At 49.5% G+C, this 23,852-nt stretch carries 22 protein-coding genes and 1 tRNA gene; 12 read left to right on the forward strand and 11 right to left on the reverse strand.

All coding sequences use genetic code 11. The features are described from left to right. Positions 1–354 precede the first annotated feature (354 nt). The 3 genes from EOE67_RS08645 to EOE67_RS08655 form a co-directional block, all read right to left on the reverse strand. Positions 355–1,584, reverse strand: a complete 1,230-nt coding sequence (locus EOE67_RS08645; protein ID WP_127698696.1) for an adenosine deaminase family protein — start codon at positions 1,582–1,584, stop codon at positions 355–357. Positions 1,585–1,718: 134 nt separating this feature from the next. Then, a tRNA-Leu gene (locus EOE67_RS08650) sits at positions 1,719–1,805 on the reverse strand. Positions 1,806–1,847: 42 nt separating this feature from the next. Further along, positions 1,848–2,027: a hypothetical protein gene (locus tag EOE67_RS08655; protein WP_127698697.1), complete on the reverse strand. Its 180-nt coding sequence runs from the start codon at positions 2,025–2,027 to the stop codon at positions 1,848–1,850. A 281-nt stretch (positions 2,028–2,308) separates the two neighbouring features. Here EOE67_RS08655 and leuA point away from each other — a divergent pair, with 281 nt between their 5' ends. Genes leuA through leuD form a run of 4 tightly spaced genes read left to right on the forward strand, consistent with a single transcriptional unit; the run spans position 2,309 to position 7,009 of the window. After that, the gene (gene leuA, locus EOE67_RS08660) at positions 2,309–3,862 is read left to right on the forward strand and encodes a 2-isopropylmalate synthase (RefSeq protein WP_127698698.1); all 1,554 of its coding nucleotides are present in this window, start codon (positions 2,309–2,311) and stop codon (positions 3,860–3,862) included. A 41-nt stretch (positions 3,863–3,903) separates the two neighbouring features. Then, a complete protein-coding gene (gene leuB, locus EOE67_RS08665; protein WP_127698699.1) occupies positions 3,904–4,986 on the forward strand; it encodes a 3-isopropylmalate dehydrogenase in 1,083 nt (360 codons plus the stop codon). Between the two features lie 2 nt (positions 4,987–4,988). Continuing rightward, complete coding sequence (gene leuC / locus EOE67_RS08670) at positions 4,989–6,410, forward strand: 3-isopropylmalate dehydratase large subunit (protein WP_127698700.1); 1,422 nt, start codon at positions 4,989–4,991, stop codon at positions 6,408–6,410. After that, the gene (gene leuD / locus EOE67_RS08675) at positions 6,407–7,009 is read left to right on the forward strand and encodes a 3-isopropylmalate dehydratase small subunit (RefSeq protein ID WP_127698701.1); all 603 of its coding nucleotides are present in this window, start codon (positions 6,407–6,409) and stop codon (positions 7,007–7,009) included. Before leuC ends, leuD begins: the two co-directional genes overlap by 4 nt. A 56-nt stretch (positions 7,010–7,065) precedes the next feature. Here leuD and EOE67_RS08680 read toward each other — a convergent pair whose 3' ends face one another. The 3 genes from EOE67_RS08680 to proB all read right to left on the reverse strand — a co-directional run bounded on the left by EOE67_RS08680 (position 7,066) and on the right by proB (position 11,142). Further along, positions 7,066–8,397 (reverse strand): hypothetical protein, encoded by a 1,332-nt coding sequence (locus EOE67_RS08680; RefSeq protein WP_127698702.1) that lies wholly within the window; start codon positions 8,395–8,397, stop codon positions 7,066–7,068. Positions 8,398–8,692: 295 nt separating this feature from the next. Beyond that, entirely contained in the window at positions 8,693–9,979 is a 1,287-nt protein-coding gene (locus EOE67_RS08685) for a glutamate-5-semialdehyde dehydrogenase (protein ID WP_127698703.1), read from the reverse strand. After that, a complete protein-coding gene (gene proB / locus EOE67_RS08690) occupies positions 9,979–11,142 on the reverse strand; it encodes a glutamate 5-kinase (RefSeq protein ID WP_240652756.1) in 1,164 nt (387 codons plus the stop codon). Before proB ends, EOE67_RS08685 begins: the two co-directional genes overlap by 1 nt. 264 nt (positions 11,143–11,406) lie before the next feature. Between proB and EOE67_RS08695 the strand changes: the two genes are divergently transcribed. Together EOE67_RS08695 and EOE67_RS08700 are read left to right on the forward strand one after the other, a co-directional pair. Beyond that, positions 11,407–12,045: a YiaD family glycine zipper/OmpA-like lipoprotein gene (locus tag EOE67_RS08695; RefSeq protein ID WP_127698704.1), complete on the forward strand. Its 639-nt coding sequence runs from the start codon at positions 11,407–11,409 to the stop codon at positions 12,043–12,045. 200 nt (positions 12,046–12,245) lie between these two features. Then, positions 12,246–13,088: an EamA family transporter gene (locus tag EOE67_RS08700; RefSeq protein ID WP_127698705.1), complete on the forward strand. Its 843-nt coding sequence runs from the start codon at positions 12,246–12,248 to the stop codon at positions 13,086–13,088. Between the two features lie 27 nt (positions 13,089–13,115). Here EOE67_RS08700 and EOE67_RS08705 read toward each other — a convergent pair whose 3' ends face one another. Further along, on the reverse strand, positions 13,116–13,568 hold the full coding sequence (locus EOE67_RS08705) for a hypothetical protein (RefSeq protein WP_127698706.1): 453 nt from the start codon (positions 13,566–13,568) through the stop codon (positions 13,116–13,118). A 123-nt stretch (positions 13,569–13,691) separates the two neighbouring features. Further along, positions 13,692–14,600 (reverse strand): polyamine aminopropyltransferase, encoded by a 909-nt coding sequence (speE, locus tag EOE67_RS08710; RefSeq protein ID WP_127698707.1) that lies wholly within the window; start codon positions 14,598–14,600, stop codon positions 13,692–13,694. 128 nt (positions 14,601–14,728) lie between these two features. Here speE and speA point away from each other — a divergent pair, with 128 nt between their 5' ends. From speA to EOE67_RS08735, 5 genes are all read left to right on the forward strand, one after another. After that, positions 14,729–16,615, forward strand: a complete 1,887-nt coding sequence (gene speA, locus EOE67_RS08715) for a biosynthetic arginine decarboxylase (RefSeq protein WP_127698708.1) — start codon at positions 14,729–14,731, stop codon at positions 16,613–16,615. A gap of 131 nt (positions 16,616–16,746) precedes the next feature. After that, positions 16,747–17,640 carry an acyltransferase gene (locus tag EOE67_RS08720; RefSeq protein WP_127698709.1) on the forward strand — a complete coding sequence of 298 codons (894 nt, stop codon included), beginning with the start codon at positions 16,747–16,749 and terminating at the stop codon, positions 17,638–17,640. Beyond that, positions 17,640–18,581, forward strand: a complete 942-nt coding sequence (locus tag EOE67_RS08725) for an acyltransferase (RefSeq protein WP_127698710.1) — start codon at positions 17,640–17,642, stop codon at positions 18,579–18,581. Before EOE67_RS08720 ends, EOE67_RS08725 begins: the two co-directional genes overlap by 1 nt. Positions 18,582–18,783: 202 nt before the next feature. Then, a complete protein-coding gene (locus tag EOE67_RS08730) occupies positions 18,784–19,218 on the forward strand; it encodes a Panacea domain-containing protein (RefSeq protein WP_127698711.1) in 435 nt (144 codons plus the stop codon). Continuing rightward, positions 19,218–19,625 carry a hypothetical protein gene (locus tag EOE67_RS08735; RefSeq protein WP_127698712.1) on the forward strand — a complete coding sequence of 136 codons (408 nt, stop codon included), beginning with the start codon at positions 19,218–19,220 and terminating at the stop codon, positions 19,623–19,625. The genes EOE67_RS08730 and EOE67_RS08735 overlap by 1 nt, the downstream gene beginning before the upstream one ends. A gap of 229 nt (positions 19,626–19,854) precedes the next feature. On the opposite strand, the gene EOE67_RS08740 is transcribed toward EOE67_RS08735, so the two are convergent. Continuing rightward, on the reverse strand, positions 19,855–21,039 hold the full coding sequence (locus EOE67_RS08740; protein WP_127698713.1) for a methyltransferase: 1,185 nt from the start codon (positions 21,037–21,039) through the stop codon (positions 19,855–19,857). A gap of 169 nt (positions 21,040–21,208) precedes the next feature. Between EOE67_RS08740 and EOE67_RS08745 the strand changes: the two genes are divergently transcribed. Next, positions 21,209–21,607 carry a response regulator gene (locus EOE67_RS08745; protein ID WP_127698714.1) on the forward strand — a complete coding sequence of 133 codons (399 nt, stop codon included), beginning with the start codon at positions 21,209–21,211 and terminating at the stop codon, positions 21,605–21,607. An 8-nt stretch (positions 21,608–21,615) separates the two neighbouring features. Here the strand turns inward: EOE67_RS08745 and EOE67_RS08750 are convergent, their stop codons facing one another. Together EOE67_RS08750 and EOE67_RS08755 are read right to left on the reverse strand one after the other, a co-directional pair. After that, a complete protein-coding gene (locus EOE67_RS08750) occupies positions 21,616–22,587 on the reverse strand; it encodes an FHA domain-containing protein (protein WP_127698715.1) in 972 nt (323 codons plus the stop codon). Next, on the reverse strand, positions 22,578–23,846 hold the full coding sequence (locus EOE67_RS08755) for a S1C family serine protease (RefSeq protein WP_127698716.1): 1,269 nt from the start codon (positions 23,844–23,846) through the stop codon (positions 22,578–22,580). Before EOE67_RS08755 ends, EOE67_RS08750 begins: the two co-directional genes overlap by 10 nt. Positions 23,847–23,852 lie beyond the last annotated feature (6 nt).

Raw genomic sequence — 23,852 nt, forward strand, 5'->3', positions numbered from 1 at the left:
CAATAACCACCAGAATGCACTGGGTTGCAGCTGAGTTGAGACTGAGGATCTGTTGCTAATTAGAGACAGCGATCTGGATGTATTTTTAATATCTATATAATTCAATAACTTAAACTGTATCTTTTTTGCGACAGTTTTGGCCGGCTGGATGACTTATGAAAAATGTAATTTTAAATCAATAACTTACTCATGGTGATTTCAGGCAAAAATTCACCCTATTGCAACTTCGTGCGGAGCCGTCTGAGGATATTTGAGTGACCGATAGCAAACAGCCCCAAAAAGCGGGGCTGTTTATTAAGAGATTTGCTTTGGAAGTGGCATCGTTCAAACCACTCAACATACAACAAAAGCGGTTTAATAGATAAAACCGTATTTACGCGCGACTTTGTCAAAATACTCCAGACACTGTTTGGCGTATTCGCGTTTTTCGACATAACTGCCTGGGAAAAAACTTTTCTTAAAGCCGTAAGCGACGATGTCTTTTAAGCGTTTCAGCGGGATATCAAAGTTATCAACCGCTAGCTGATATTCGCGGCTAACTGTGGTGTTCGACACCAGACGGTTGTCGGTACAAATGACTGTGGCGATACGGTTTTCCAGCATATCGCGCAGTTTATGTTGTTTGATGTCAGTGATGGCCGGATTGGTTTGCAGATTTGAGGTTAAACACACTTCAATGGCGATACGCTTGTCTGCGATATAGGACGCTAACTCTTTGATATATTTTTGTTTGTCGAGGATATTCGGGTCACGGATCATCTCCGGCATAAACATCGAATAACCATGGCCAATCCGGTCAGCATAACATTCGGTAATGGCTTCAAACACCGACTCGGCGCCGTAGGCTTCGCCGGCATGCAATGTTTTGAGTAAAAAGTGCTGATGGGCGTATTCGTACACTTCTTTAAAATTATGCGCCGGATATCCCGATTCCTGCCCGGCCAAATCCAAAGCAACAATCGGCACCCCTTCTTCATCGCGCAACCGCACGCTGGCGCGCACCAATTCCATCGCGGCCAGTTTAATCACCTGCATTGGCTCAAAATCACGCATCAGCTGAAATAAATTGGTGTAATAAGGAGAAAACCCTTTGTCGCCAAACATCCGCATCGCGCAGTTGATAATACCGTAGGCAAAAGGGGGTTTGTCGCCTGAAATTACCACAGCTTGCTGATTGTATTCAGTTTGCGCGCGCTTCAAGCCGTTATTGACCGCGTGCATCACTTTGTCAAACGTAATGCCGGCCGGTAAATCAATCAGCAGCTGTGGGGCAAACCGCACTTCGATGTAATTGACGCCTTCTTGCTGATTATCAATCGCCAGCTCGTAGGACGCTTGTTCCAGGTTTTCCATATTTCTCAGCACACCACAGGTGTATTGGAAACAATGCAGATATTCACCAAGATTATTGTAAGACTCTTTAAATACCAACTCTTTCAGCCCGGCCACGGTATTGGAAGGCAACGTCAGTTGACTGCGTTTGGCCATCTCAATCAGCGACTCCAACCGTAAACTGCCATCGAGGTGCAGATGCAGGTCAGACTTTGGCATTTCTTTAATAAAATCAGCGGAATAATGGGGCATTGGCACACTCACGGCTTGGTAAAACTGGTTTTAGTTATAGCAGTTTGCCGCGTCATGCGCGATATTGAATATCAGGAAAATCGAATACAATATTGGGAAGAACGAAGGAGAAGTACCGGAATTAAAGCAGAAAATGGTGCCCGGGGCCGGACTTGAACCGGCACGCCCTTTCGAGCGAGGGATTTTAAATCCCTTGTGTCTACCGATTTCACCACCCGGGCAGAGTTGCGTGTGCAGGAGCACTTGGCAGAACGGCGAGCATTTTAAGCCGCAGCAGGCGCAATTGTCATGTTATTTTTGTCATTATTCTGCAAAACCAGCGAGTTTGTTGTTTTTTTATGCAGCACAGCGTCAAATCTGTTCTGACCAAAGCCGCTGATCTGGCTACACAAATGGCCTATATCAGTAAAACCGCTCAGAAGATAACCAGCTGGTTTGGCCATCTATACTGTTGCATTTCCAAAATTGCCATGTTATTACTAATGACATTGGCGCAACAGGCGCAGTTTTGACCAGAATTCTTAAGAAAACTCTTATGACAAATAACACCCGTTTAAACGCAATTATTCTCAACCTCCTCGTGCTCCTACTCAGGCCACGGGGTTTTGTGCATTGGTAACACGCGTTTACCGGAACCAGCAAAAACCCCGAGCCACAGGCCGGGGTTTTTTGTTACCTCCAGGTCTGATAACGGGATAAAAAATCAGCGACAGAGGAACAAACTATGAACGGCCAAGACAAAATCTGGATTTTCGATACCACGTTACGGGATGGCGAACAGGCGTTACGTGCCAGCTTAAGCCATAAGCAGAAAATTCAGCTGGCGCATGCCATTGCCAGATTAAACGTCGATGTGATGGAAGTCGGTTTTCCGGTGTCCTCCCCTGGCGACTTTGAATCGGTGCAGGCGATTGCCCAAAGCGTGAAAGGCCCGATTATTTGTGGCCTGGCCCGCGCCGTCAGCGCCGATATCGAAGCCTGTGGCGCTGCATTAAAAGACGCCGAACGCCGCCGTATTCATACCTTTATCGCGACTTCCCCGCTGCATTTACAATACAAATTACGCCGCACTTTAGAGCAAGCCACCGAGCAAGCGGTTGCTGCTATTCAGTTAGCGCGCCGGTTTACCGATGACGTGGAGTTTTCCTGCGAAGATGCCGGCCGCACGCCGATTGATGATTTATGCCGCATTGTTGAAGCCGCCATTAAAGCCGGTGCCCGCACTATTAATATTCCGGATACCGTCGGTTACACCATTCCAAATGAATTTGCCCAGATCATCACTGGCCTGCGGAATAAAGTGCCGAACATCGATCAGGCCATTATTAGCGTGCATTGCCACAACGATTTAGGTTTAGCCGTTGCCAACAGCATCAGCGCCATTCAGGCAGGTGCGCGGCAGATTGAATGTACCGTCAATGGCATTGGCGAGCGCGCCGGCAACTGCTCGCTGGAAGAAGTGGCGATGATTATCAAAACCCGCGCCGATGTATTGCCGTTTTATACCGAGATTAAAACCACTGAAATTTACCGCTCCAGCCATTTGGTCAGCCAAATTTGCCATATGCCAATCCAGCCGAACAAAGCCATTGTCGGTGAAAACGCCTTTGCCCACAGCTCCGGCATTCACCAGGATGGCATGTTAAAAGCGCAAAACACTTATGAAATTATGTCACCAGAGCAGGTCGGTATTCGCCAGAACGAATTAAACCTGACGTCACGCTCGGGCCGCGCAGTGATTTCGCACCGCTTGGCCGAATTGGGTTACGGTAAAGAAGATTATGATTTAGAACAGATTTATGCCGCTTTTATCGCCCTTGCCGACCAAAAAGGCCGGGTGTTTGACTATGACTTAGAAGCGCTGGTGTTTTTCCAGAATCTGCAGGATGACGACGAGCATTATCAACTGGAGTTTTTAAGTTCCAGCACCCACACCGGCCACGTGGCAAGCGCTACTGTTGGCATTAAAGCCGGTGGCGAAGTCTTTACCGAAGCGGCCACCGGCAATGGTCCGGTTGAAGCGGCATTTTCGGCTATTCACCGGGTTGCCAAATTAGATGTGAAGATGGTCGATTACAACTTACAAGCCAAAGGCGAAGGTGAAAACGCCTTGGGTCAGGTCGATATCATCGCTGAATATGAAGGGCGCCGGTACCACGGTGCCGGTTTGGCCACTGATATCGTCCGTTCGTCGGTGCTGGCTTATGTGCACGTACTCAACCTGATTGAACGCAGTAAACGCATTGATGCCGTGAAGCAAGCACGACGTCAGGCTTGATCACTTAATAAAAACTAAATCTATTAGATGCAGAGACACAGATGAAGACTTATAAAATTGCAGTATTGGCCGGTGACGGCATCGGCCCTGAAGTGATGCAACAAGCGTTAAAAGTGTTGGAAGTGGTGTCCAACAAATTTGGTTTTGCCATTCAAAGCGAAGCGGCTTTAGTGGGTGGCGCGGCGATCGATGAACACGGCGAAGCCCTGCCCGCCAGTACTTTAGATTTATGTAAACGTAGCGATGCCATTTTATTCGGCTCAGTCGGCGGCCCCAAATGGACCAATCTGCCGCCAGCGCAGCAGCCAGAGCGCGCCTCTTTATTACCACTGCGCAAAACCTTCGATTTATTCTGCAATTTACGCCCCGGCAAAATTTACCCGGCTTTTGCTGAATTATCGCCATTACACCCACGCACCAGCAGTCAGGGTATGGATATTTTGTGTGTCCGCGAACTGACCGGCGGCATTTATTTTGGTGAAAAAGGCCGCTCGCAAGACAGCGCTTTTGATACCCAAACCTACAGCGTAAAAGAAATTGAGCGCATCACCCGCGTGGCCTTTGAAGCGGCGACTAAACGCAACAACAAAGTGACCTCGATTGATAAAGCCAACGTACTGGCAACCTCAGTATTGTGGCGCGAAGTGGTGTCACGCATCGCCAAAGATTATCCGGGCGTTGAATTAGAGCATATGTATATCGACAACGCCGCGATGCAGCTGATCCGCGCACCTAAACACTTTGACGTGCTTTTGTGCGACAACCTGTTTGGCGACATTTTATCCGATGAAATCGCTGCTATTGCTGGTTCTCTGGGCTTGTTACCGTCCGCCAGCTTAAACGGCTCCAATTTTGGTTTATATGAGCCGGCCGGTGGCAGCGCGCCGGATATTGCAGGCCAGGGCATTGCCAATCCGGTGGCACAGATTTTATCCGCCGCCTTATTACTGCGCTTTAGCTGTGGCGAAGAAGCCGCCGCCCGCGCCATTGAAGCTGCGGTCGAGCAAACTTTAGAGCGCGGTATCGTGACCCGCGATATCAATCCGCAATCGACTTACAGCACTGACGATATTGGCAATGCCATCGTTAATGCCATTAGTTATAAAGAAAACGCTGGAGCATAAAAATGAACCGTACTCTTTATCAGAAAATTTACCAAAGCCATGTGGTCGGTTCATTAAACGGCAGCACCGATTTATTGTTTGTCGACCGGCACTTAATTCATGAAGTCACCAGCCCACAGGCGTTTTCCGGTCTGCGCTTAGCAGGTCGTAAAGTCCGGCGGCCAGATTTAACCTTCGCCACCATGGATCACAACACCTCAACCCAGGTGCGCAGCTACGATGCCGCTGGTGAAACTTCGCGTAAACAGCTGGAAGCCCTGGCCGCCAACTGCGCCGAAAGTGGCATTGAACTGCTGGATTTATATCATCCGGACCAAGGCATTGTGCACGTGATTGGCCCTGAGCTTGGCTTAACCCAGCCCGGTATGGTGATTGTTTGTGGTGATTCACACACTTCCACTCATGGCGCTTTTGGTGCTATTGCTTTTGGGATCGGTACTTCGGAAGTTGAACATGTGCTGGCCACCCAAACACTGCCGCAACAAGTGGCCAGAACTTTAAAAGTGGAAGTCACCGGCCAGTTATCACCTTTTGTGACACCCAAAGATGTGATCCTGGCGATTATCGGTAAATTAGGTACCGCCGGTGGCAACGGTTATGTCGCCGAGTTCTGTGGTGAAGCCATTCGTGGTATGACGATGGAAGGCCGGATGACGCTGTGTAATATGAGCATCGAAATGGGCGCTAAAGCCGGTTTAATTGCACCCGATGACACCACTTTTGCCTATTTGAAAGGTAAACCACATGCACCGAAGGCTGAACATTGGGATGCCGCCATTGCTTATTGGCAGTCGTTGTATTCGGATGCCGACGCGGTGTTTGATACTGTCGTTAATATCGACGGCAGCCAGATCCGGCCACAAATCAGCTGGGGTACTAACCCTGAGCAAGTGATTGCGGTGGATCAGCCGGTGCCAGCGCCGGAATCGTTTAAAGATTTAATCAAAGCCGATGCCGCCAAACGTGCTTTAACTTATATGGGTTTAGAAGCGGGTCAGAAGCTGACGGACATCAAGGTTGACGTAGTGTTTATCGGCTCTTGCACCAATAGCCGGATTGAAGATTTACGCGCCGCCGCCGCTGTGGTTGGTACGCAAAAAGTCGCCGCTGGGGTGCGCGCGTTGGTGGTGCCGGGTTCAGGTCAGGTGAAACGTCAGGCGGAAGCCGAAGGTTTAGCCGATGTGTTTAAAGCCGCTGGTTTTGAATGGCGTGAACCGGGCTGCTCGATGTGTTTAGGCATGAATGACGACAGAGTTGATGCCGGACAGCGCTGCGCTTCGACGTCGAACCGCAACTTTGAAGGCCGTCAGGGCCGTGGCAGCCGCACTCATTTAGTCAGCCCGGCGATGGCCGCTGCTGCCGCTATTGCCGGTAAGTTTGTCGATATTTCTCAAATGTCAGTAGCACAAGGAGCCCAAGCATGAGCCAGATTTTCGCCAAGGGTTTAGTCTGCCCGCTGGATAAAAATAACGTCGATACTGACCAGATTATCCCAAAACAGTTTCTGACCTCAGTTAGCCGTGACGGTTTTGCCGAAGCACTGTTTTTTGACTGGCGTTATCAGGCCGATGGCAGCGCCAATCCGGAATTTATTCTGAATGAACCGCAGTATCAGGGCGCGTCGATTTTGCTGACCCGCACCAACTTTGGCTGTGGTTCGTCACGGGAACACGCGCCGTGGGCCATTCAGCAATATGGCTTTAACGTGATTATCGCCGAAAGTTTTGCCGATATTTTCTTTAATAACAGTGTCAACAACGGCATGTTGCTGATTAGCTTAAGTGCCTCGAACATTGAGTTTTTGTTTAATCGCTGCAAACAAGGGTCACAACAATGGCAAATTGATTTGGCCAATCAGGAAATTCTGCTCGGTAATAATGCCGCTGTAGGTTTTGCGATGGATCAGGATGTGAAACAACGGTTGTTGTCTGGCCTGGATTTTATCGGCGCCAGCGAAACCCTAAGCCCGCAGATTGGTCAGTATGAAGCAGCGCGTAAACAAGCGACGCCTTGGTTGGGTTAAATCAGCTTTATGTCCACCTGTAAAAACTGACCCGCATAAGCGGGTCAGTGTTCTGCTTACAACTGTCCTGAATTATCGCGGAACTGCGCTTTGGAGCCCCAAGGCCAAACACCACTTAAATCGATGGTGCTATTGCCACTGAGCCAGGTCGTTAACGGCGCATCCACCATAAAGTGGAAGGTATCGCCGGCCGTAAACTGCACTGTGATAGCGACATCCAACGCATTCAGCGGAATATTATCCAGCGTTTTCACCTGACCGCCTGGCACTGAGGTTTCCAACCGTCTGATGTTTGGGTCGTCTGTGGTGCGAAACTCCACGGTGCAATGTCCGATATAAGTACCGCCGTGCGAGTTATCAAACACCAGTCGGAAATTATCCAGTTGCTGGATCCAGGTTGGCATAATCTGTTTGCCGTGATAGCTGGCAAACTGATAACACAAACCCACTTCCGCAGCCGCGGCCTGATTGGCTTCAGCCGGCCATAACCAGCTTTCAAAGGCGCTGGTTTTATTAATTTCTTTGTACGAGCCGTTCACTGAAGCATTGGCCTTGCCAGTACCGGTCATCGCATTGACACCATCCACCGAACCGACCACCGAAAAACTGCTGTTGGCATTTTTGGACCCGAGATTCATCACCCCACGACAATTGCGAACCTGGGTAATAACGCCAAAACCCTGCCGAATACCACCGTCTTGCGTGGCATAACCCACAGATCGGGCTTTTTCTAACAACCAGGCGAAGTTGTTTTGCATCGCCACACCAAAATCGTTGACCGAGGCCTGGCTGCTGATAGTGGCATTAGAGGCAATCGAACCTTCTTTGGCAAAAGTCCAGGCCACGTCCAGCCCGACCGTCACTTCAGTGCCGGAAGACGGATCAAAATAGCCACCTTTAAAATCGATACTGGATTCGGTTTGCTTCACCGACGAGGTTTCAATCGACCAGGCGGCGGGCCCCGTCAACTGCTGAATACTGGCGTTGGGTAAATCGGCAACTTTGGTGAAGGTGCGGCCTTGTGGGTCAATAAAACCAACAGCACCGGCGACCACTTGCTGATTTAAGCCCCAGTTGCCCCAATAAGTGCGGGCACTTTGCCGGACCAAATCAGTAAAGGCGCGGCTCCAATAAAAATTATCCAGCTCTACAGCTTTGGCATCGTCGACAAACACGCCAACCACAATCGGTACTGTCGAATTCAGCTTGCCTTTCAGGTTGGCTAAATCCCGCAGGCTGACGCCCCAATTCAGGGTGGCACTGAAATACTGCTCGTCCGCTTCCATCTGCACCGGACCTGGCCCAATGGCCTCCAGCGCGCGTTCCAGTTTGGTGATTTGGTCGAAGTTAGCATTGTCGCTATAGCTGATAATAAAATCATTTGGCATGAAGTTCTCTCCTTAGATCATGAAGGCGCGTTCCTTAAACCAGGCACTACCCTTGGGCTCTGGCGCCTGCAGCAACCAACCGCCATCATTGGCAGCCGATCCATTCGAGCACTGCAGCAGGAATGCCATCACACCATAGTCTTTGTTTTGGGGATTTTTAGCAGGTAGGCAATTTATCAGCGATTTATCAACAGATCGTCAGAGAGCCCTCCAGTTATGGTCTGGAGGGTGACAGCGGCACGCCACAATGATGCCGATTTGGACTTTCAGTTATTGCACAGCGACAGCGAGCGGGCTATGCACGCACCTGACCATCGCCAATCACAATGTATTTTTCGGTGGTCAAAGATTCCAGCCCCATCGGGCCATAAGCGTGCAGTTTGCTGGTCGAAATACCGATTTCTGCACCTAAACCCAACTCGCCGCCATCGGAAAACCGTGACGATGCGTTCACCATCACCACTGCCGAATTGATTTGCTTGATAAACCGCTGCGCGCGGCTGATATCCTGAGTGCAAATCACTTCGGTATGGCCGGAACTGTGTTGCTCGATATGCGCCACTGCTGCGGCGAAACTATCGACGACTTTTACCGACATCGCCAACCGCAGATACTCAGTATCAAACTGATCGGCAGCTGCCGCCTGTGCGGTTGGCAGATGTTGCAAGCTACGCTCACAGCTATAAATTTCAACGTTTTTAGCCTGTAATGCTGCGCCTGCCAAAGGTAAAAATGTATCGGCAATGTCGGCATGCACCAACAAAGTTTCCAGTGCGTTACACACGCCCGGCCGCTGAGTTTTGCCGTTCAGCAGCAAAGCCAAAGCTTTATCGAAATCGGCAGCTTTATCCACAAACAAATGGCAAATGCCTTTGTAATGCTGGATCACCGGGATCCGGCTGTTATCGCTGACAAAACGGATCAGACCTTCGCCGCCGCGTGGGATCACTAAATCGACGTATTGTTCTTGCTGTAATAACTGCAATAAAACATCACGGTCCGGCACTGGTAATACGCTTATGGCGGCAGGATTCACCTGATGTGCCACTAATACTTGCTGCAGTACTTTGGCAATTGCCAGACTGGAATTCAGCGCTTCACGGCCGCCGCGTAAAATCACCGCGTTGCCGGATTTTAAACATAAGGCGCCAGCGTCGGCAGTGACATTCGGCCGCGCTTCGTAAATCATCGCAATCACGCCCAGCGGAATGCGCATTTTACCAACCTGAATACCGTTTGGCCTTGGCGCTAACTGGCGAATTTGCCCGACCGGATCCGGCAAACTGGCAATTTGGCGCACGGCAGCGGCTAAAGATTGGATGCGTTCGCTGGTCAGCAACAATCTGTCCTGCATCGCTTCGGCGAGTTGATTCGCCACGGCATTTTGCATATCCAGCTGGTTTTGCTGCAGTATTTGCGGTGTTGCCGCGACAAGCGCATCGGCCATTGCCAGCAATAACTGGTTTTTTTCAGCCTCGCCCATTTGCGCGAGCTGACGGCTGGCAATTCTGGCTTGCTGGCATAAAGCGACCACATCAAAAGTGGTTGCCGCTGCAGTATCTAAACTTGTGTTGCTACTCATCATCCCTGCTCCATCAGCACTAAATCATCACGGTGCACTGCCACTTCACTAGGGCAATAGCCCAGCACCACTTCAATACCGCTGCTATGGATGCCTTTGATTTTGTTCAGCTCCGGTGCGCTATATTGGCTGACGCCCTTGGCTAGTTTGATGCCTGCGGTATCAACCAGCCAGATGGCATCGCCTTTATCAAAATCACCTGTCACTTGCGTCACGCCTTTGGCGAGCAAGGAAGCGCCTTTATGTAACAACGCCTGCACCGCACCTTCATCCAGTGTCACTTGGGCGGTGGCTTTGCTGCTGTGTAGTAACCAGTGCTTTTTCGCGCTTTGTTTACCGGGCTGGGCACAAAATAAAGTACCGGCGTTTTCGCCATTCAGCAGTGCATCAAAACTACTGGCGCGCTGACCATTAATAATCAAGGTTTCAATGCCTTGCGCCGAAGCCTTGGCCGCCGCCTGTAATTTTGTCACCATGCCGCCGGTGCCCACCGCATGATGGCTACCACCGGCCATGGCATAAATGTCTGCGTTAATCTGTTCAACTTTTGGAATAAAAATCGCGTTGGCGTCCGTCCGTGGATTTGCAGTGTACAAACCGTCGATATCGGAGCAAATAATCAAGGCATCGGCATCAACCACAATCGCCACCATCGCGGCTAAATTGTCGTTATCCCCGACTTTGAGTTCAGCGGTGGCGACAGTGTCGTTTTCATTGACGATCGGCAGTGCCTGATGGCTTAGTAAAGTACGTAAGGTGTTGTCGATATTCAGGTATCTTTTGCGGTCACGTAAATCGTCGTGGGTCAGCAAAATTTGGGCGCAGGGGCAATCCAGTAGTTGACTCCACATCATCATCATCTGACTTTGGCCAATGGCCGCCATCGCTTGTTTGACATTAATTGGCAGCGGCTGATGGCTAAACGGGATTGCAGCGCGACCAGCAGCCACACTGCCGCTGGAGACCAGCACCACTTCAGTGCCTTGCAACTTGCATTCACTGATAAAACGGGCAATCGCCAGCAGATAGCGGGTCGAACAACCTTTCCCGGCCGGCGCAATTAAAGCACTGCCCACTTTGATCACAATACGTTTCCAGCGAAGCGCGGCCATGCGTGCAAAACCCTCTGTCGATAATGCCTGAATACTCTGATTGATGGCCAAGGAGCTTACTTTTTGGCCGTATAAATGTCCAGTTGAATATAAGTAGCTTCGCATATCAGAAGCCAATTGCCGCTGCCTGCCGCGCATTAACCGCAATCTCTGGCTATGTCGGCAGTAGCTGACTACACTTGCCGCCCTGAACCTGATTCACTTTTGCCATAACACTTGAAGCCAAGATTGTGCAAGAGTGACTCCAAGGCAGTTCAGCCAAAATTCAGCTGCGGCTGCCTAGTCTGTCCCTAAAGCTTTTATAAAGGATTACTGATGAACGCAAATCATTTGTTGGTTGCGGCCTTAACCACCAGCCTGACGCTGGGTGGTTGTGCCAGCATTGAAAACAACAATACTAACCGGGGTGCCGCTATTGGCGCGGTCGTTGGCGCAGTGGCTGGTAAAGCGACCGGTAATCACAAAAATAAACGTCTGGCGATTGGTGCGGCGATCGGTGCTTTAACCGGCGCGGCTGTAGGTCGGTACATGGATAATCAAGAACAGGCACTGCGCGATCAGTTATCCGGTACCGGGGTCAAAGTTTACCGTGATGGTGACATTCTGCGATTGGATATTCCGGCACAAGTCACTTTTGCCGTTGGTCGCAGTGACATTCGCGCCGACTTATATCCAGTGTTAAACGACATCGCAAAAGTACTGGCCGAATATGAAAAAACCATGTTGGTGATCACTGGACACACCGACGACACCGGCCCAATGGCGCTGAATATGCAGTTATCACAAGGCCGTGCCGACAGCGTCAAACAGTATTTAATTGCACAACAGGTCAATCCAATCCGCTTAGAAACCCGCGGCGTAGGCCCGAATTATCCGGCGGTGCCAAATACCAACGAAGCCAACCGTGCGGCTAATCGCCGGGTGGAAATTCACATCGAACCGGTTACGCAATAGCAGGTCAGCAGCAGCTAAATTTTCGATTTAGTCCCAGGGCGGTTTGTAGCAGTTTTCAAACTGCCCTTTTTTATCCGCGTTGTTATCGGTTTTTCAATGGTTCCGCTGTTGCAGCAAACCTGTTCTCTCTGATCGCCCCTGTCTAAGAGACAGCAAAAACGATAGCATAACGCCTTGAAATTTTTCAGCAGAGCCTGCGAATGCAATTATTAATCTGGGTCACCTTAATTTGGTCGTTCAGCTTTTCATTGATTGGCGAGTTTTTAGCCGGCAAGGTCGACCCTTATGTGGCAGTTGGCAGCCGCATGGCGCTGGCGTTATTACTGTTTGCACCCTTTTTGCTGTTCAAACCCACACCGGTGAAACAGGCATTGGCGCTGGCTGGAATTGGCGCTATTCAACTTGGCTTGATGTACCTGCTGTTTTATCACAGCTTTTTATATCTAACCGTGGCTGAAGTGCTGCTGTTTACCATTTTAACGCCGGTTTATGTCACCATTTTTGACCAACTCTGGCGCCATCGTCGCATCAGTTTATTGTGGGTTGGACCTGCTTTACTTGCGGTATTAGGGGCGCTGGTGATCCGGTTTGAAGCGCCAACCACCGATTTTTGGCTGGGACTGGCGTTGGTGCAAGGCGCGAATGTATGTTTTGCCTTTGGCCAGGTCGCGTACCGTCAACTGAAACTTGGCAGCAGCCTGCAACAAAGCCAGAGTTTTGGCTGGTTTTTTGTCGGTGCCAGCATCGTCGCAGCTATTGGTTGCTCGTTATTCGCCAATTGGCAAAACACTCCGACCACCACCACCGAATGGCTGATTTTACTGTGGCTTGGGTTGGTCGCGTCCGGTTTAGGTTATTGGCTGTGGAATGCCGGGGCCAGACAGGTCAATGCCAATCAATTGGCCGTGATGAACAATCTGCTGATACCCGCCGGGTTATTGGTTAACTTTGTGTTGTGGCAGCACGCAGTCGATTGGGGGCAGTTTGCTGCCGGAACTGTGTTGATGGTGCTGAGTTTAATCTGGGCGAAACGGCTGAGTTGAATGGCCAAGCTCAACCTTCATTACTGATCACTGCACCGCATACTGACGTTGCATGCTCGTCATTTGTTGCTGTAATCCGGCGATTTCTTGCTGCCGCTGTAGTTTCGCCTGCTTAAAATCCTGCTGCATTTTGTGCAGTTTTTGATTCATCATCGCCACATAATTCGATTTTTCACCACGGCGTTTTGCCAGGTAAATTTCATCTTCGTAGCGTTGAAGTTGTTGTTTTTGCTGTTGTTCCAGCTGCGCCAGTTGGTATTCCAGATACCGTGCTTTTTTGCGCAACGTTTCCATTTGTTGATCAGGTTTTTTGCTGGTGGTGAGCACGACATTACCACTGCTGACTTCTTGCGTCAGCGTGGCGTTGTCTTCACAAGGGAATTGACTGAAGGTGACTTTACCGTTGAGTTCACATTGATAGACATTCGCGTGCAACTGCAAACTTGCCAAAGCGATGCTGATAACGATCAAATGCTTCATTAGGTATTCCTCAACTTGGCTGTTAAATGTACAGAAAAGATGAGAATTACGCAAGTTCTAAGCCAAAACTCTAATACAGCTGCAACATCTGTTAGCAATCAACAATTTACTGCAGCTTTGCTGTCAACCAACCAACTGGCGCAGCATAAAATTCGGCAACGCCAGCGCCGCCTGATGAATAGCCGCGTTGTAATATTCAGTGTCAAAAGCGCAGTTTTGCGCCGCATCGCTGCGGAACTCGTCAAAATTTTGCTCTTTACGCGCCATAGTGCAGGTCCACCAACCACTTGGGTACACCATTTGCGGGAAATTCAACGTTTGCAGCGCGGCAAAACCGGCATCTTTCATCGCCTGACGCATGTCATTTAACAGTTGCAGGTGAATAAGCGGCGATTCGCTTTGTTGTACTAAAATGCCACCGGGTTTAAGCGCCGCAAAACAGCTTTGATAAAAAGCCCGGTTAAATAAACCTTCACCTGGGCCTATCGGATCGGTGGAATCGACAATTACCACATCCAGGCTGGCAGGCGCTGCTTCACGCATATATTTAATACCGTCATCAAACAGTAAAGTGGCGCGTGGATCCTGATTGCTGGTGCAGAGTTCCGGGAAAAATTGTTCCGCCATGCGGGTCACTTGCTCATCAATATCAATCTGGGTGACAGATTCTAATGATCGGTGTTTCAACACTTCCCGTAAGGTACCGCAGTCACCGCCACCGATAATCACCACCTGTTTTGGATCCGGATGAGTAAACAGTACTGGATGACTTAACATTTCGTGGTAGAGGAAATTGTCACGACTACTCAGCATAATGACGCCATCAATCACCATCAGCTTGCCAAACTGGGTGGTTTGATAGATTTCAATGTGCTGAAACGGCGATTGAACTTCGGCCAGTTTTTCAGTGATTTCCAGTGAAAAAGCACTGCCACTTGGTGCGAAAATCTCAGTAAACCATTGTTGTGGATTGAGTTGTGGATTGAGTTGTGGATTGGTCTGTGAATGAGATTGTGAGTTTTGTTCAGACATGTTCAGGTCCTGCTGCGCACCGAGGGGGCAATTATTTTGCCAGCTACTAAGCTTTGGGACAAACTTTTCATGTTTTTTTGCTGCTATTGCACTTAAAATGGCAGCCTTATTTTTTAAAGGGCACGACAATGGCAGATTGGGGTATCGACAAAGCAAGATCCATCTATAACGTAGCAGTCTGGAGCGAAGGCTATTTTGACGTCAACGCACAGGGCGACCTCGTTGCTTATCCGGATCAGGATCACAGCAAACCAGGCATCAGCTTTCCGGAGCTGACGGCACGTTTTAAAGAAGAAGGATTAACGCTGCCGGTATTGGTGCGTTTCACCGATATTCTGGAACACCGTGTTGATACGCTGATCACGTCTTTTGCCAAAGCCAAGCAAGAGCGCGAGTATCAGGGCGAATACACGGCGGTTTATCCAATTAAAGTAAACCAGCAATTCTCCGTTGTCAGTAAACTGATCAGCCATCACAGCGGCAAAGTCGGTTTAGAAGCCGGTTCCAAACCTGAGCTGATGGCCATTTTAGGCGTCACCGAAAAACCATTACGTATCGTCTGTAACGGTTATAAAGACAGCGAATTCTTACGTTTAGCCACCATCGGCCAGATGATGGGCCACAGTGTGTATGTGGTAGTGGAAAAACTGTCCGAACTGAAAACCCTCTTACGCGAAATCGACAGCTTAGAAGCGGCGCCTTATATCGGCATCCGCATCAAGCTGAACTCAGTCGGTAAAGGCAAATGGCAAAATACCGGCGGCGAAAAAGGCAAGTTTGGTTTAACTGCCACTCAGGTTCTGCAAGCCATTGATATTTTAAAAGAAGCCGGCAAATTAGATTTACTGCAACTGGTGCATTTCCATATCGGTTCGCAAATTGCCAATATCCGCGATATTCACAACGCGATCCGCGAATGTGCCCGGCATTATGCTGAACTGCGCACTTTAGGCGTACCAATCACCACGGTTGATGTGGGTGGTGGTTTAGGTGTCGATTACGAAGGTTCGAACTCACGTTCAGCTTGCTCGATGAACTACACCATGTACGAATATGCTCGCAACGTGGTGTATGGTTTAAAAGAAGTCTGTGACGAATACGATTTACCACATCCGAACATCATCACTGAATCTGGCCGCGCTATGACTGCGCACCACGCCGTCTTGGTGACCGATGCGATTGACGTTGAACGCGCGCCAGGCCTGCGTTATTTACCAGAACCAAGCGAAGATTCGCCGCAAGTGGTGTGGGCGCTGTGGGATTCTTACCAGAATGTCACCTCACGCTCAGCGGTTGAGGCTTACCACGATGCGGTGCATTATTTCACCGATGCGCACGCGCAATATGTGCATGGTTTGCTGACGCTCAAAGACTGGTCGTTGCTGGAGCAGATTTACTTTGCCACCATCAACAAAGTGAAAGATAAACTCGACTTATCGTCCCGTTCTCACCGTGAAATTCACGATGAACTCAACGAAAAACTGGCGGATAAGTTGTTCGTTAACTTCTCGTTATTCCAGTCGATGCCAGATGCCTGGGGTATTGATCAACTGTTCCCGGTGATGCCACTGGAGCGGATGAACGAATCACTGGAACATCGCGCCATTATTCAGGACATCACTTGTGATTCAGATGGCGCGTTGAAAAGCTACGCTGACGGTAACGGTATTGAATCCAGTTTGCCGCTGCCAATCTACAAAGAAGACGAGCAGTATTTACTGGGCATGTTTATGGTCGGCGCTTATCAGGAAATCCTGGGCGACCTGCATAACCTGTTTGGTGACACCGATTCTGTTCACGTTGAACTGAATAGCGATGGCAGCTACAAACTGACCAACGCTATCAAAGGTGATACCGTGGCCGATGTGCTGCGTTATGTGCAGTTTGATGCTGAGAAGCTGTTGCAGTCGTATCAGAACCAACTGGCAACCTCGAAGTTCAGTCCGGCACAACAAGCGTCGATGCTGGATGAGCTGAAAGCCGGTGTTTATGGTTATACCTATTTCGAAGATTAAGGTAGACTGCACAGGTCAGAGCAGTTCGCAGCAACTGTGATTACAGAAAAAAGAGCAGGTCAGCCTGCTCTTTTTGTATCTGAAAAGTACTCAGACACATTTTATTTACGTAAAAAGGAGGCTGCAGTCCGATGTTGAATTTTTTACCTAAACCTTTGATTGGCGTCATTTCTTTTTTGCTGTATCTGTTCAATACCCTGTTTTGGGCAATGCCGATTTTAGGCTTGGCCATCCTGAAGTTGCTGCCAATCCGGCAATGGCGGGTTGGTATTACCTACTTGCTCGACCACTGCGCGACCGCCTGGATCGCACTGAATAACCGAACCAGCCGACTTTTCAGCAACATTCATTGGGATGTCAAAGGCCTGGAGCAGTTATCAGTGAAAGACTGGTATCTGGTGGTCGCGAACCATCAGTCTTGGGTCGATATTCTGGCGCTACAAAAAGTGATGCATCGGCAGGTGCCGTTTCTGAAATTTTTCCTGAAAAAAGAACTGCTGTATGTGCCGGTGATTGGCTTGTGCTGGTGGGCACTCGATTTCCCATTTATGAAACGCTACAGCGCGGCGTTTCTGAAAAAACACCCGCATTTAAAAGGCCAGGACATTATGACCACCCGTAAAGCCTGCGAAAAATTTCAGTTTAAACCGGTATCGGTGATGAATTTTCTCGAAGGCACGCGGTTTACGCCGGAAAAACATCAGCAGCAACAATCGCCGTTTCAATATCTGTTAAAACCCAAAGCCGGCGGCATTTCGTTTGTGCTCAATGCGATGGGGCAACGGTTAGACAAATTGCTGGATGTGACGATTTATTACCCACAAGGTGCGCCCAGTTTCTGGGATTATATTTCGGGCAAAGTCCGCGAGATTAAAGTGCGGGTGCGGGTGTTACCAATTGAACCAGAGCTAATTGGTGACTACGAAGATCCGCACTACCGCGCCCGGTTTCAGCAATGGGTGAATCAGTTATGGTTAGATAAAAACCAGCAATTACTGGAACTGCAACAAGGAGAGTCGCGCTAATGGCTGTTGTATCTGCTTTTTCAATCCGCGCCTTGCTGGCGCCTGTCGCGTTTGCTTTATTCAGTCTAAATCTGAGCCTGTGGGGTATTGTGGTAACGCTGTGCGGCGCCCTGAAAATTCTGCCGCTGCCAGCGTTACAACGCGCTTGTTCGCAGCTGGCGCATTGGGCGTACCGGCGTTGGTCCTGGCACAATCGCCAGTTAATTGAATTGTTTAACCCGGTAGAATGGCAACTAAGTGGCCTCAGCGAGTTAAAACAAGACCGTTGGTACTTATTGATTTCAAATCATAAAAGCTGGTTGGATATTCCGGTGTTAAGTCAGTTTGCATTGGCGCGTATTCCCGAGCCAAAGTTTTTCCTCAAAGAAGAATTAAAATGGGTGCCCTTTATTGGCTCGGCGTCCTGGGCGCTGGATATGCCTTTTATGAAACGCTATAGCCAGGCACAAGTGGCGAAAAACCCGGCGCTACAAGGCAAAGATATCGAAACGACCAAAAAGTCGTGCGAGAAATTCCGCCATCAACCCACCACCATTATCAACTTTGTGGAAGGCACCCGTTTCACACCGCAGAAAAAACGCCATAAAAACAGTCCGTTCCAACATTTATTGCCGGCCAAAGCCGGTGGCATTGCCTTCACCCTGGCGAGCATGGGCAGTCAGTTTGATGCGGTGCTGGATGTGACCTTGATTTATCCGGATAACCCGGGCCATGTGGCGCTGGATATGCTACTCGGCCGCTTAAAACGGGTGGTCATTCAGGTTGAATTACTGCCGGTTGATGACAGCATTATCGGTGATTATTTTAATGATGAAGCCTACCGCCAGCGCTTTCAGCAATGGCTGAATCAACGTTGGGTACATAAAGATCAACAAATTAGCGCTTATCTTGGCGCTGCAGAAAACCCGCTGAGCACCGAATTGGATTGTTCGTCGTCGTAATAAGTGACCGGCGGAAAGTAAATCTATCAGCGGACGTAGTTCTCTTGCAGTTTGAGCAGATGGACAGAACCGGCGTAGATCAAACAAGCAAGCAAAAATGCGAAAGTACTGTATATAATGACAGTTATGCGTGGAATTTCTTTATTTATGGTGCTAAAATTTTTCCGCGTTGTTAAGCTGTAAGAGTTTATAGGAGGACTTCATGGCGAATTTACGAGACGTAGCTCAGTGCTTCCTTTACTTGGATGGCGCAAATGAAGGGGATGGAATCTCAAATTTGAAACTGCAAAAGTTGGTCTATTATGCTCAAGGCTTTTACAGTGCAATATTTGATAAGCCTTTGTTTAATGAAGATATTTATGCTTGGACTCATGGCCCCGTGGTTCCAGATTTGTACCACAACTATAAGCAGTATGGCAGCAACCACATTCCTCCACTCGATGACTTTGACACTCGCGCTCTGGCTGAGGAAGAGTTTGAACTCATTGAAGAAGTATTTGAGGTTTTCGGGCAATACTCGGCATGGAAGTTACGAAATATGACTCACGAAGAGTCTCCGTGGCTTGACCATGAAGCTGACGCAGGTGTTATACCTAAAGAAGCCATTACCGAGTACTTCAAAACACGAATCAACTGATGGGCAGAATTAAAAAGGAAAAGCCTCAGCAGGGAAGCTTGGTTAAATCTGTTGAACCCCCAAACTACGACCAAAAACCACCTATTTTCTCTCTAGAAAAACTCCAATCAGGAAAATATTGCCTGTCTGAACTAGATCAAGAAAATAAGGCAATGTTTGCAGATGCGATTTTTCGCAGAAAAAATCTAACTTGGAATGATATTAAGAAAGCGGATAGGCACGGATTGGGGACAGAAAAAATTGCCAAAAATGCAATTAACGCCCCCATACCTAAGTTCATAACAGAAGATATGGATACCTATCTTGTATTTCGATACCACGGCTTGAGGCCTATGGTCGGATACCGGCAACGAGACGTTTTCTATGTGTTGTGGTTTGATTCTGATTTCACGTTATACGCTCACTAAAACAAGCATCAACAATTGGAAGACGTTGATTTAATAGTCACATCAAACTTTCTAGCCATGTCGTAACATTTTGGTGCTGACGCTTTACCGGTCATAGTATGCCCAAAATCAGTGAAGCTTCGGGTCGGCGGCACTGAACAAATCTGGAGAGCCAGTCCGACCCAGAGCTTAGCTGTTCTAAGTGACCCGGGGTGAGCGCAGGCGGCCAACAACCAAGTATCATCAATGATCACGGGTATATTCGGGCACTCAGCCATAAATTACGTGGGGTCAGTGCAGTGTCGCACAGCTGTTGTAGCTGCACCTGATAGCCTTGCTCCACCAGATACAAAGCCCGATCCAGCACCAGCCATAATTCCAGCGGCCGGCGAAACAGATGTTGCACCAGTTCGATCCTCCTTTGGGTTAATAACAAGGGGCCAGCCTGCTGTAGATAGCGGCTACCATCATCGTCAGGCAGTAACACCAGCTGATGCTGCTGCGCCGCCCACTCAGCAAATGGCCGAAATTCCCCGCTAAACCAATGTTTTGGCACCGAAGCTAATGGCTGATAACGGCTATCGCCGGTGAGTTCAGTTCGCCACAACTGATACGCCCGCCGCCACAACATTTCCGTCTGACGTAACCGCCGAACCCGCTCACCGCCGGTCACCTGCCCTTGTACAGCCAGTTTCAACTCAGTTTTGGTCAGCTTCAATGAACTCTGTTTTGCTGGCGCAGACATCGGCTGATAATCCGCCGCCTGCTGCAAATGATAACAACAAGGCACGATGTCCAGCTGCTGGCTTTGTGCTGCGGCAGCCTGCACTAGCAAGCTACGGTGTAAATCGCCACAGGCATGCAACGCCAGCACTTGTTGTTGCTGCTCAAACAAATCACTGACTGGGTGTTGCAATACATCACGGCAGACAAAGCGCTGTTTTAAATCTAGTTTTCCGGCAATAGCCGCGCCTTGTTCGCATAAAGGCTGCTGCCATTCGACCGAGCAAACGTCCAATTGAAACTGTTGTGCCAGCACCCGCCCTAAATGGCCTTTGCCGGCGCACCATTCCAGCACCGGTAACTCTGATTGCGCCGTCGCTTCGGCAAACAGCAGAATTTGCTGCCATTTGCGACCGCCAATATCAGTGGCCAGCCAGAATGGCGGATTGAGTCCTTGCGGCTGAAACATCGCTGGTGAAGCGATATCAAGTGCAAACAGTTCCGGCCAAAGGGCGCCGAATAGCTGTTGCTGCCGCTCTGGGGACTGGTCAATGCAGTCACAATCATCCAGCGATAAACCATCCAACAGCGCCAACAAGCTGGGATCAGTCCACGGAATTTGCTGCAGTTTCAACGGTTGTAGTCGCCATAGCGCTTGATCTGCAGTTAATAGCTGATCTAATCTGGCAAAAAATGCGAACAACTCAGGCATGGGGTTTGGTTTTTATAGAAAATTGCTATGACGGCATTGTATACCGGTAATCCCTAGCGCTGCAGCTTTACCAGAACCAATAAGCGCGGATTTCGCGACAGCAAGCAAACTGGCTTGTCCAGACACCTTATGCCAAACTCACATTTCAGGCAGACCAAAGGACTCAGGTATGAATAGTTTAGTACGCATCATGCACGTCGAAGATGACACCTCAATTCAGGATGTAGTGCGGGTAGCGCTGGAAATCGTCGGTGGTTTTCAGGTCAATACCTGCAGTTGTGGCCAGGACGCGCTGGATCAGTTCAGTCAGTTTCAACCACAACTGGTGCTGCTTGATGTGATGATGCCGGGCATGGACGGGCCCACCACCCTGAAACAGTTACAACAACGTTATGATTTACGCCAGGTACCGGTGGTGTTTATGACGGCAAAAGTCCAGGCCAATGAAATCGAATCCTACAAAGCGCTCGGAGCGCAGGATGTGGTGGTCAAACCCTTTGACCCGATGACGTTGTCGAACCAGATCCGGCAGATCTGGCTCGACAATTTAGAGCAAAGTAGCCGCTAGCGCAGCTATCAATCTTCGTCGGTCCGCTTAGCGCTGGTGGAGTTAAACAACTCGTCACTGGCTTTAGCGAATTCGTCGGCACTGACCGGATTATTCAGGTAAAAGCTCATCGGCAATAAGCTGTGGTCAAAGCGTGGTGCCATCCGGCGCATGTCGTCAAACAACAGACTTAAGCCCATACTCTGCAGACTCAGGATCAAGCCTAAACCGGTCGCCAGCATCACTTTTTTCGGCACCGTCAGTTGTAGCGCCAGATAGAAGTTTGCCGTCAGCAATAATACAATCAACATTAACCTGCCGGATTCACGCAGCCAGGCCACGGTTTCAGCGCCATCGAGGCTGAAGTTGAGGATGGTCATCAACAATTGCCACAACGCCATCACCGCAATGCCGCAAAAGGTGATCCCCAACTGCGGTAAAAACCGCGCTTCATGTTGATTCAGCTTCGACCACATGGCGAGCGCCGCCGGCCACAAGGTCAACACCAGCAGCATTAACGGCAGATCAATCAGACTACGCGACCACTGCGCCTGTTGTTTATCCGGTAACACCAGCCACAGACTGAACACTTCTTCCAGCAACACCAACAGCAATAAAGTTGCTATCAGCCCAAGATGTCCCAGTTTCAGCAGCTTCTGCTCAATCCGGTTAAATGGCTGTGCTGGCGCCACCTGATGCTGATCATCATAAATGCGCAGCGCCTGCTCACCCAACCAGCAAATTTGCCCGGAGCGAAGCAGCTGAGACTGTTGTACTTGTTCACGCGGCTCAATAAAACTACCGTTCATCGACGACAAATCATGCAACAACCACTGGCCGTTTTCGTCCTGCTGTAAGCTGGCATGATGTGGGCAAACATGTTTATCGTACAAAATAACGTCGTTATCGTAAGCGCGGCCAAAGGCGACCTGCTGCTGCGCAAACTTATGCCGTTCAATGACTTTGTGTTGTTTATTCAGCACTTCGATAATTACTGCCATAACACGGCCTCGCTGAATTTACGGCTGAATGCCTGTGCTGTTTGCTGCGTGATGCCGGACAAGGTGAAATGGCTGATCAAACCTTGTTTGTCGTGATCAAGCGAAGCCGACAGGTACAAGGCATCAAATAAACCAGCGAAATTGCGGTAAGCGCGAACACAAAACACCGTTTTGGCGTGCTGGCCATTGGGCTGTTGTACCACTTTATGCTGGCACTCAAAGGCGGTGACATCTTCTTTGCCTGCCTGATTATCAGGGTTGGCGCTGCTGATATTCTGCTGATAACGGCTAAAAAACTGCAGTGGGTGTAAATCCGGTGCATGCAGCCATTCAAACTGCATTTCAATCCGCCCGGTGGTGAACTGCTGTGACAGGAAAATCTCTTCCGACTGACTACAGAAGGCCGCGACTTTTTTTAGCTGATCTTTATCTTTTTCAACATTCGACTCGCCCCAACAGCGAATAAAGGGCACCACTTCGTCCGGCACTTTGCCCGGGCCGAAGTCTTTCAGTTGCCAGTTGGCGCTGAGGATTTGTTCAAACATTTTTTGCTGACTGCTGACCAGTTGCTGATCTATTTGTTGTTTAAAGTCAGCCACTTCGCCATCTTTGATAAAGCGTTGCAATAAAGCTTGCAGCGCGTCCGCTGGCACCAGAAAACCCAGCTGATTGCCGGCCGAAGCGACATTCACGCCCACCACTTTGCCAGCCGCATCAACCGTTGGACCGCCGCTCATCCCGGCATTCACTGCGCCGGTAAAATGGATCCTTGGGTAAAAGCTGTATTTTTGCAGGCCGTTGTAGGTACCAGGCACCAAGATCATCCCCAAATCATGCGGGTTACCCAATGAGTAAATGGTGGCACCCTGTACCGGCCGTTCGTCCTGAATGCTAAAACGCTGTTCCGGCTGGTAGTCGGTGCTGACCAACGCCAAATCGTTGATCACATCGACAGCGACCACTTTGAGCTGGCCTTTTTTCTGGCCAACGGCCAGATATTCCAGCTGATATTTGTCCGGAAATAACACCGCTTCGGAGACCACATGGTAATTGGTAACCAGCAGATTAGGCTGCTCCAGCACAAAACCGGTGCCGATGGAGGCTTTGGCGCCGGATGCTTTTTCCAGCACCCTGACCTGTAACAACGCAGGCTCGTATCGGGCGAACAATTGTTCCGCCGAATCAGCCGCTACCGGATTTGCGCTGCCCAGTAACAACAAAGCAAACCACAAACCACTACACCACCACAAAGCGCGCATCAATTT

The organism is Rheinheimera riviphila (assembly GCF_004005945.1).
GTDB classification, from domain to species: Bacteria; Pseudomonadota; Gammaproteobacteria; order Enterobacterales; family Alteromonadaceae; genus Pararheinheimera; species Pararheinheimera riviphila.

Excerpts from the sequence above, each read along its gene's own strand:
- EOE67_RS08645 (WP_127698696.1), bottom strand. The coding sequence starts at position 1,584 with ATGCCCCATTATTCCGCTGATTTTATTAAAGAAATGCCAAAGTCTGAC.
- EOE67_RS08655 (WP_127698697.1), bottom strand. The coding sequence starts at position 2,027 with ATGGCCAAACCAGCTGGTTATCTTCTGAGCGGTTTTACTGATATAGGC.
- leuA (WP_127698698.1), top strand. The coding sequence starts at position 2,309 with ATGAACGGCCAAGACAAAATCTGGATTTTCGATACCACGTTACGGGAT.
- leuB (WP_127698699.1), top strand. The coding sequence starts at position 3,904 with ATGAAGACTTATAAAATTGCAGTATTGGCCGGTGACGGCATCGGCCCT.
- leuC (WP_127698700.1), top strand. The coding sequence starts at position 4,989 with ATGAACCGTACTCTTTATCAGAAAATTTACCAAAGCCATGTGGTCGGT.
- leuD (WP_127698701.1), top strand. The coding sequence starts at position 6,407 with ATGAGCCAGATTTTCGCCAAGGGTTTAGTCTGCCCGCTGGATAAAAAT.
- EOE67_RS08680 (WP_127698702.1), bottom strand. The coding sequence starts at position 8,397 with ATGCCAAATGATTTTATTATCAGCTATAGCGACAATGCTAACTTCGAC.
- EOE67_RS08685 (WP_127698703.1), bottom strand. The coding sequence starts at position 9,979 with ATGAGTAGCAACACAAGTTTAGATACTGCAGCGGCAACCACTTTTGAT.
- EOE67_RS08695 (WP_127698704.1), top strand. The coding sequence starts at position 11,407 with ATGAACGCAAATCATTTGTTGGTTGCGGCCTTAACCACCAGCCTGACG.
- EOE67_RS08700 (WP_127698705.1), top strand. The coding sequence starts at position 12,246 with ATGCAATTATTAATCTGGGTCACCTTAATTTGGTCGTTCAGCTTTTCA.
- EOE67_RS08705 (WP_127698706.1), bottom strand. The coding sequence starts at position 13,568 with ATGAAGCATTTGATCGTTATCAGCATCGCTTTGGCAAGTTTGCAGTTG.
- speE (WP_127698707.1), bottom strand. The coding sequence starts at position 14,600 with ATGTCTGAACAAAACTCACAATCTCATTCACAGACCAATCCACAACTC.
- speA (WP_127698708.1), top strand. The coding sequence starts at position 14,729 with ATGGCAGATTGGGGTATCGACAAAGCAAGATCCATCTATAACGTAGCA.
- EOE67_RS08720 (WP_127698709.1), top strand. The coding sequence starts at position 16,747 with ATGTTGAATTTTTTACCTAAACCTTTGATTGGCGTCATTTCTTTTTTG.
- EOE67_RS08725 (WP_127698710.1), top strand. The coding sequence starts at position 17,640 with ATGGCTGTTGTATCTGCTTTTTCAATCCGCGCCTTGCTGGCGCCTGTC.
- EOE67_RS08730 (WP_127698711.1), top strand. The coding sequence starts at position 18,784 with ATGGCGAATTTACGAGACGTAGCTCAGTGCTTCCTTTACTTGGATGGC.
- EOE67_RS08735 (WP_127698712.1), top strand. The coding sequence starts at position 19,218 with ATGGGCAGAATTAAAAAGGAAAAGCCTCAGCAGGGAAGCTTGGTTAAA.
- EOE67_RS08740 (WP_127698713.1), bottom strand. The coding sequence starts at position 21,039 with ATGCCTGAGTTGTTCGCATTTTTTGCCAGATTAGATCAGCTATTAACT.
- EOE67_RS08745 (WP_127698714.1), top strand. The coding sequence starts at position 21,209 with ATGAATAGTTTAGTACGCATCATGCACGTCGAAGATGACACCTCAATT.
- EOE67_RS08750 (WP_127698715.1), bottom strand. The coding sequence starts at position 22,587 with ATGGCAGTAATTATCGAAGTGCTGAATAAACAACACAAAGTCATTGAA.
- EOE67_RS08755 (WP_127698716.1), bottom strand. The coding sequence starts at position 23,846 with ATGCGCGCTTTGTGGTGGTGTAGTGGTTTGTGGTTTGCTTTGTTGTTA.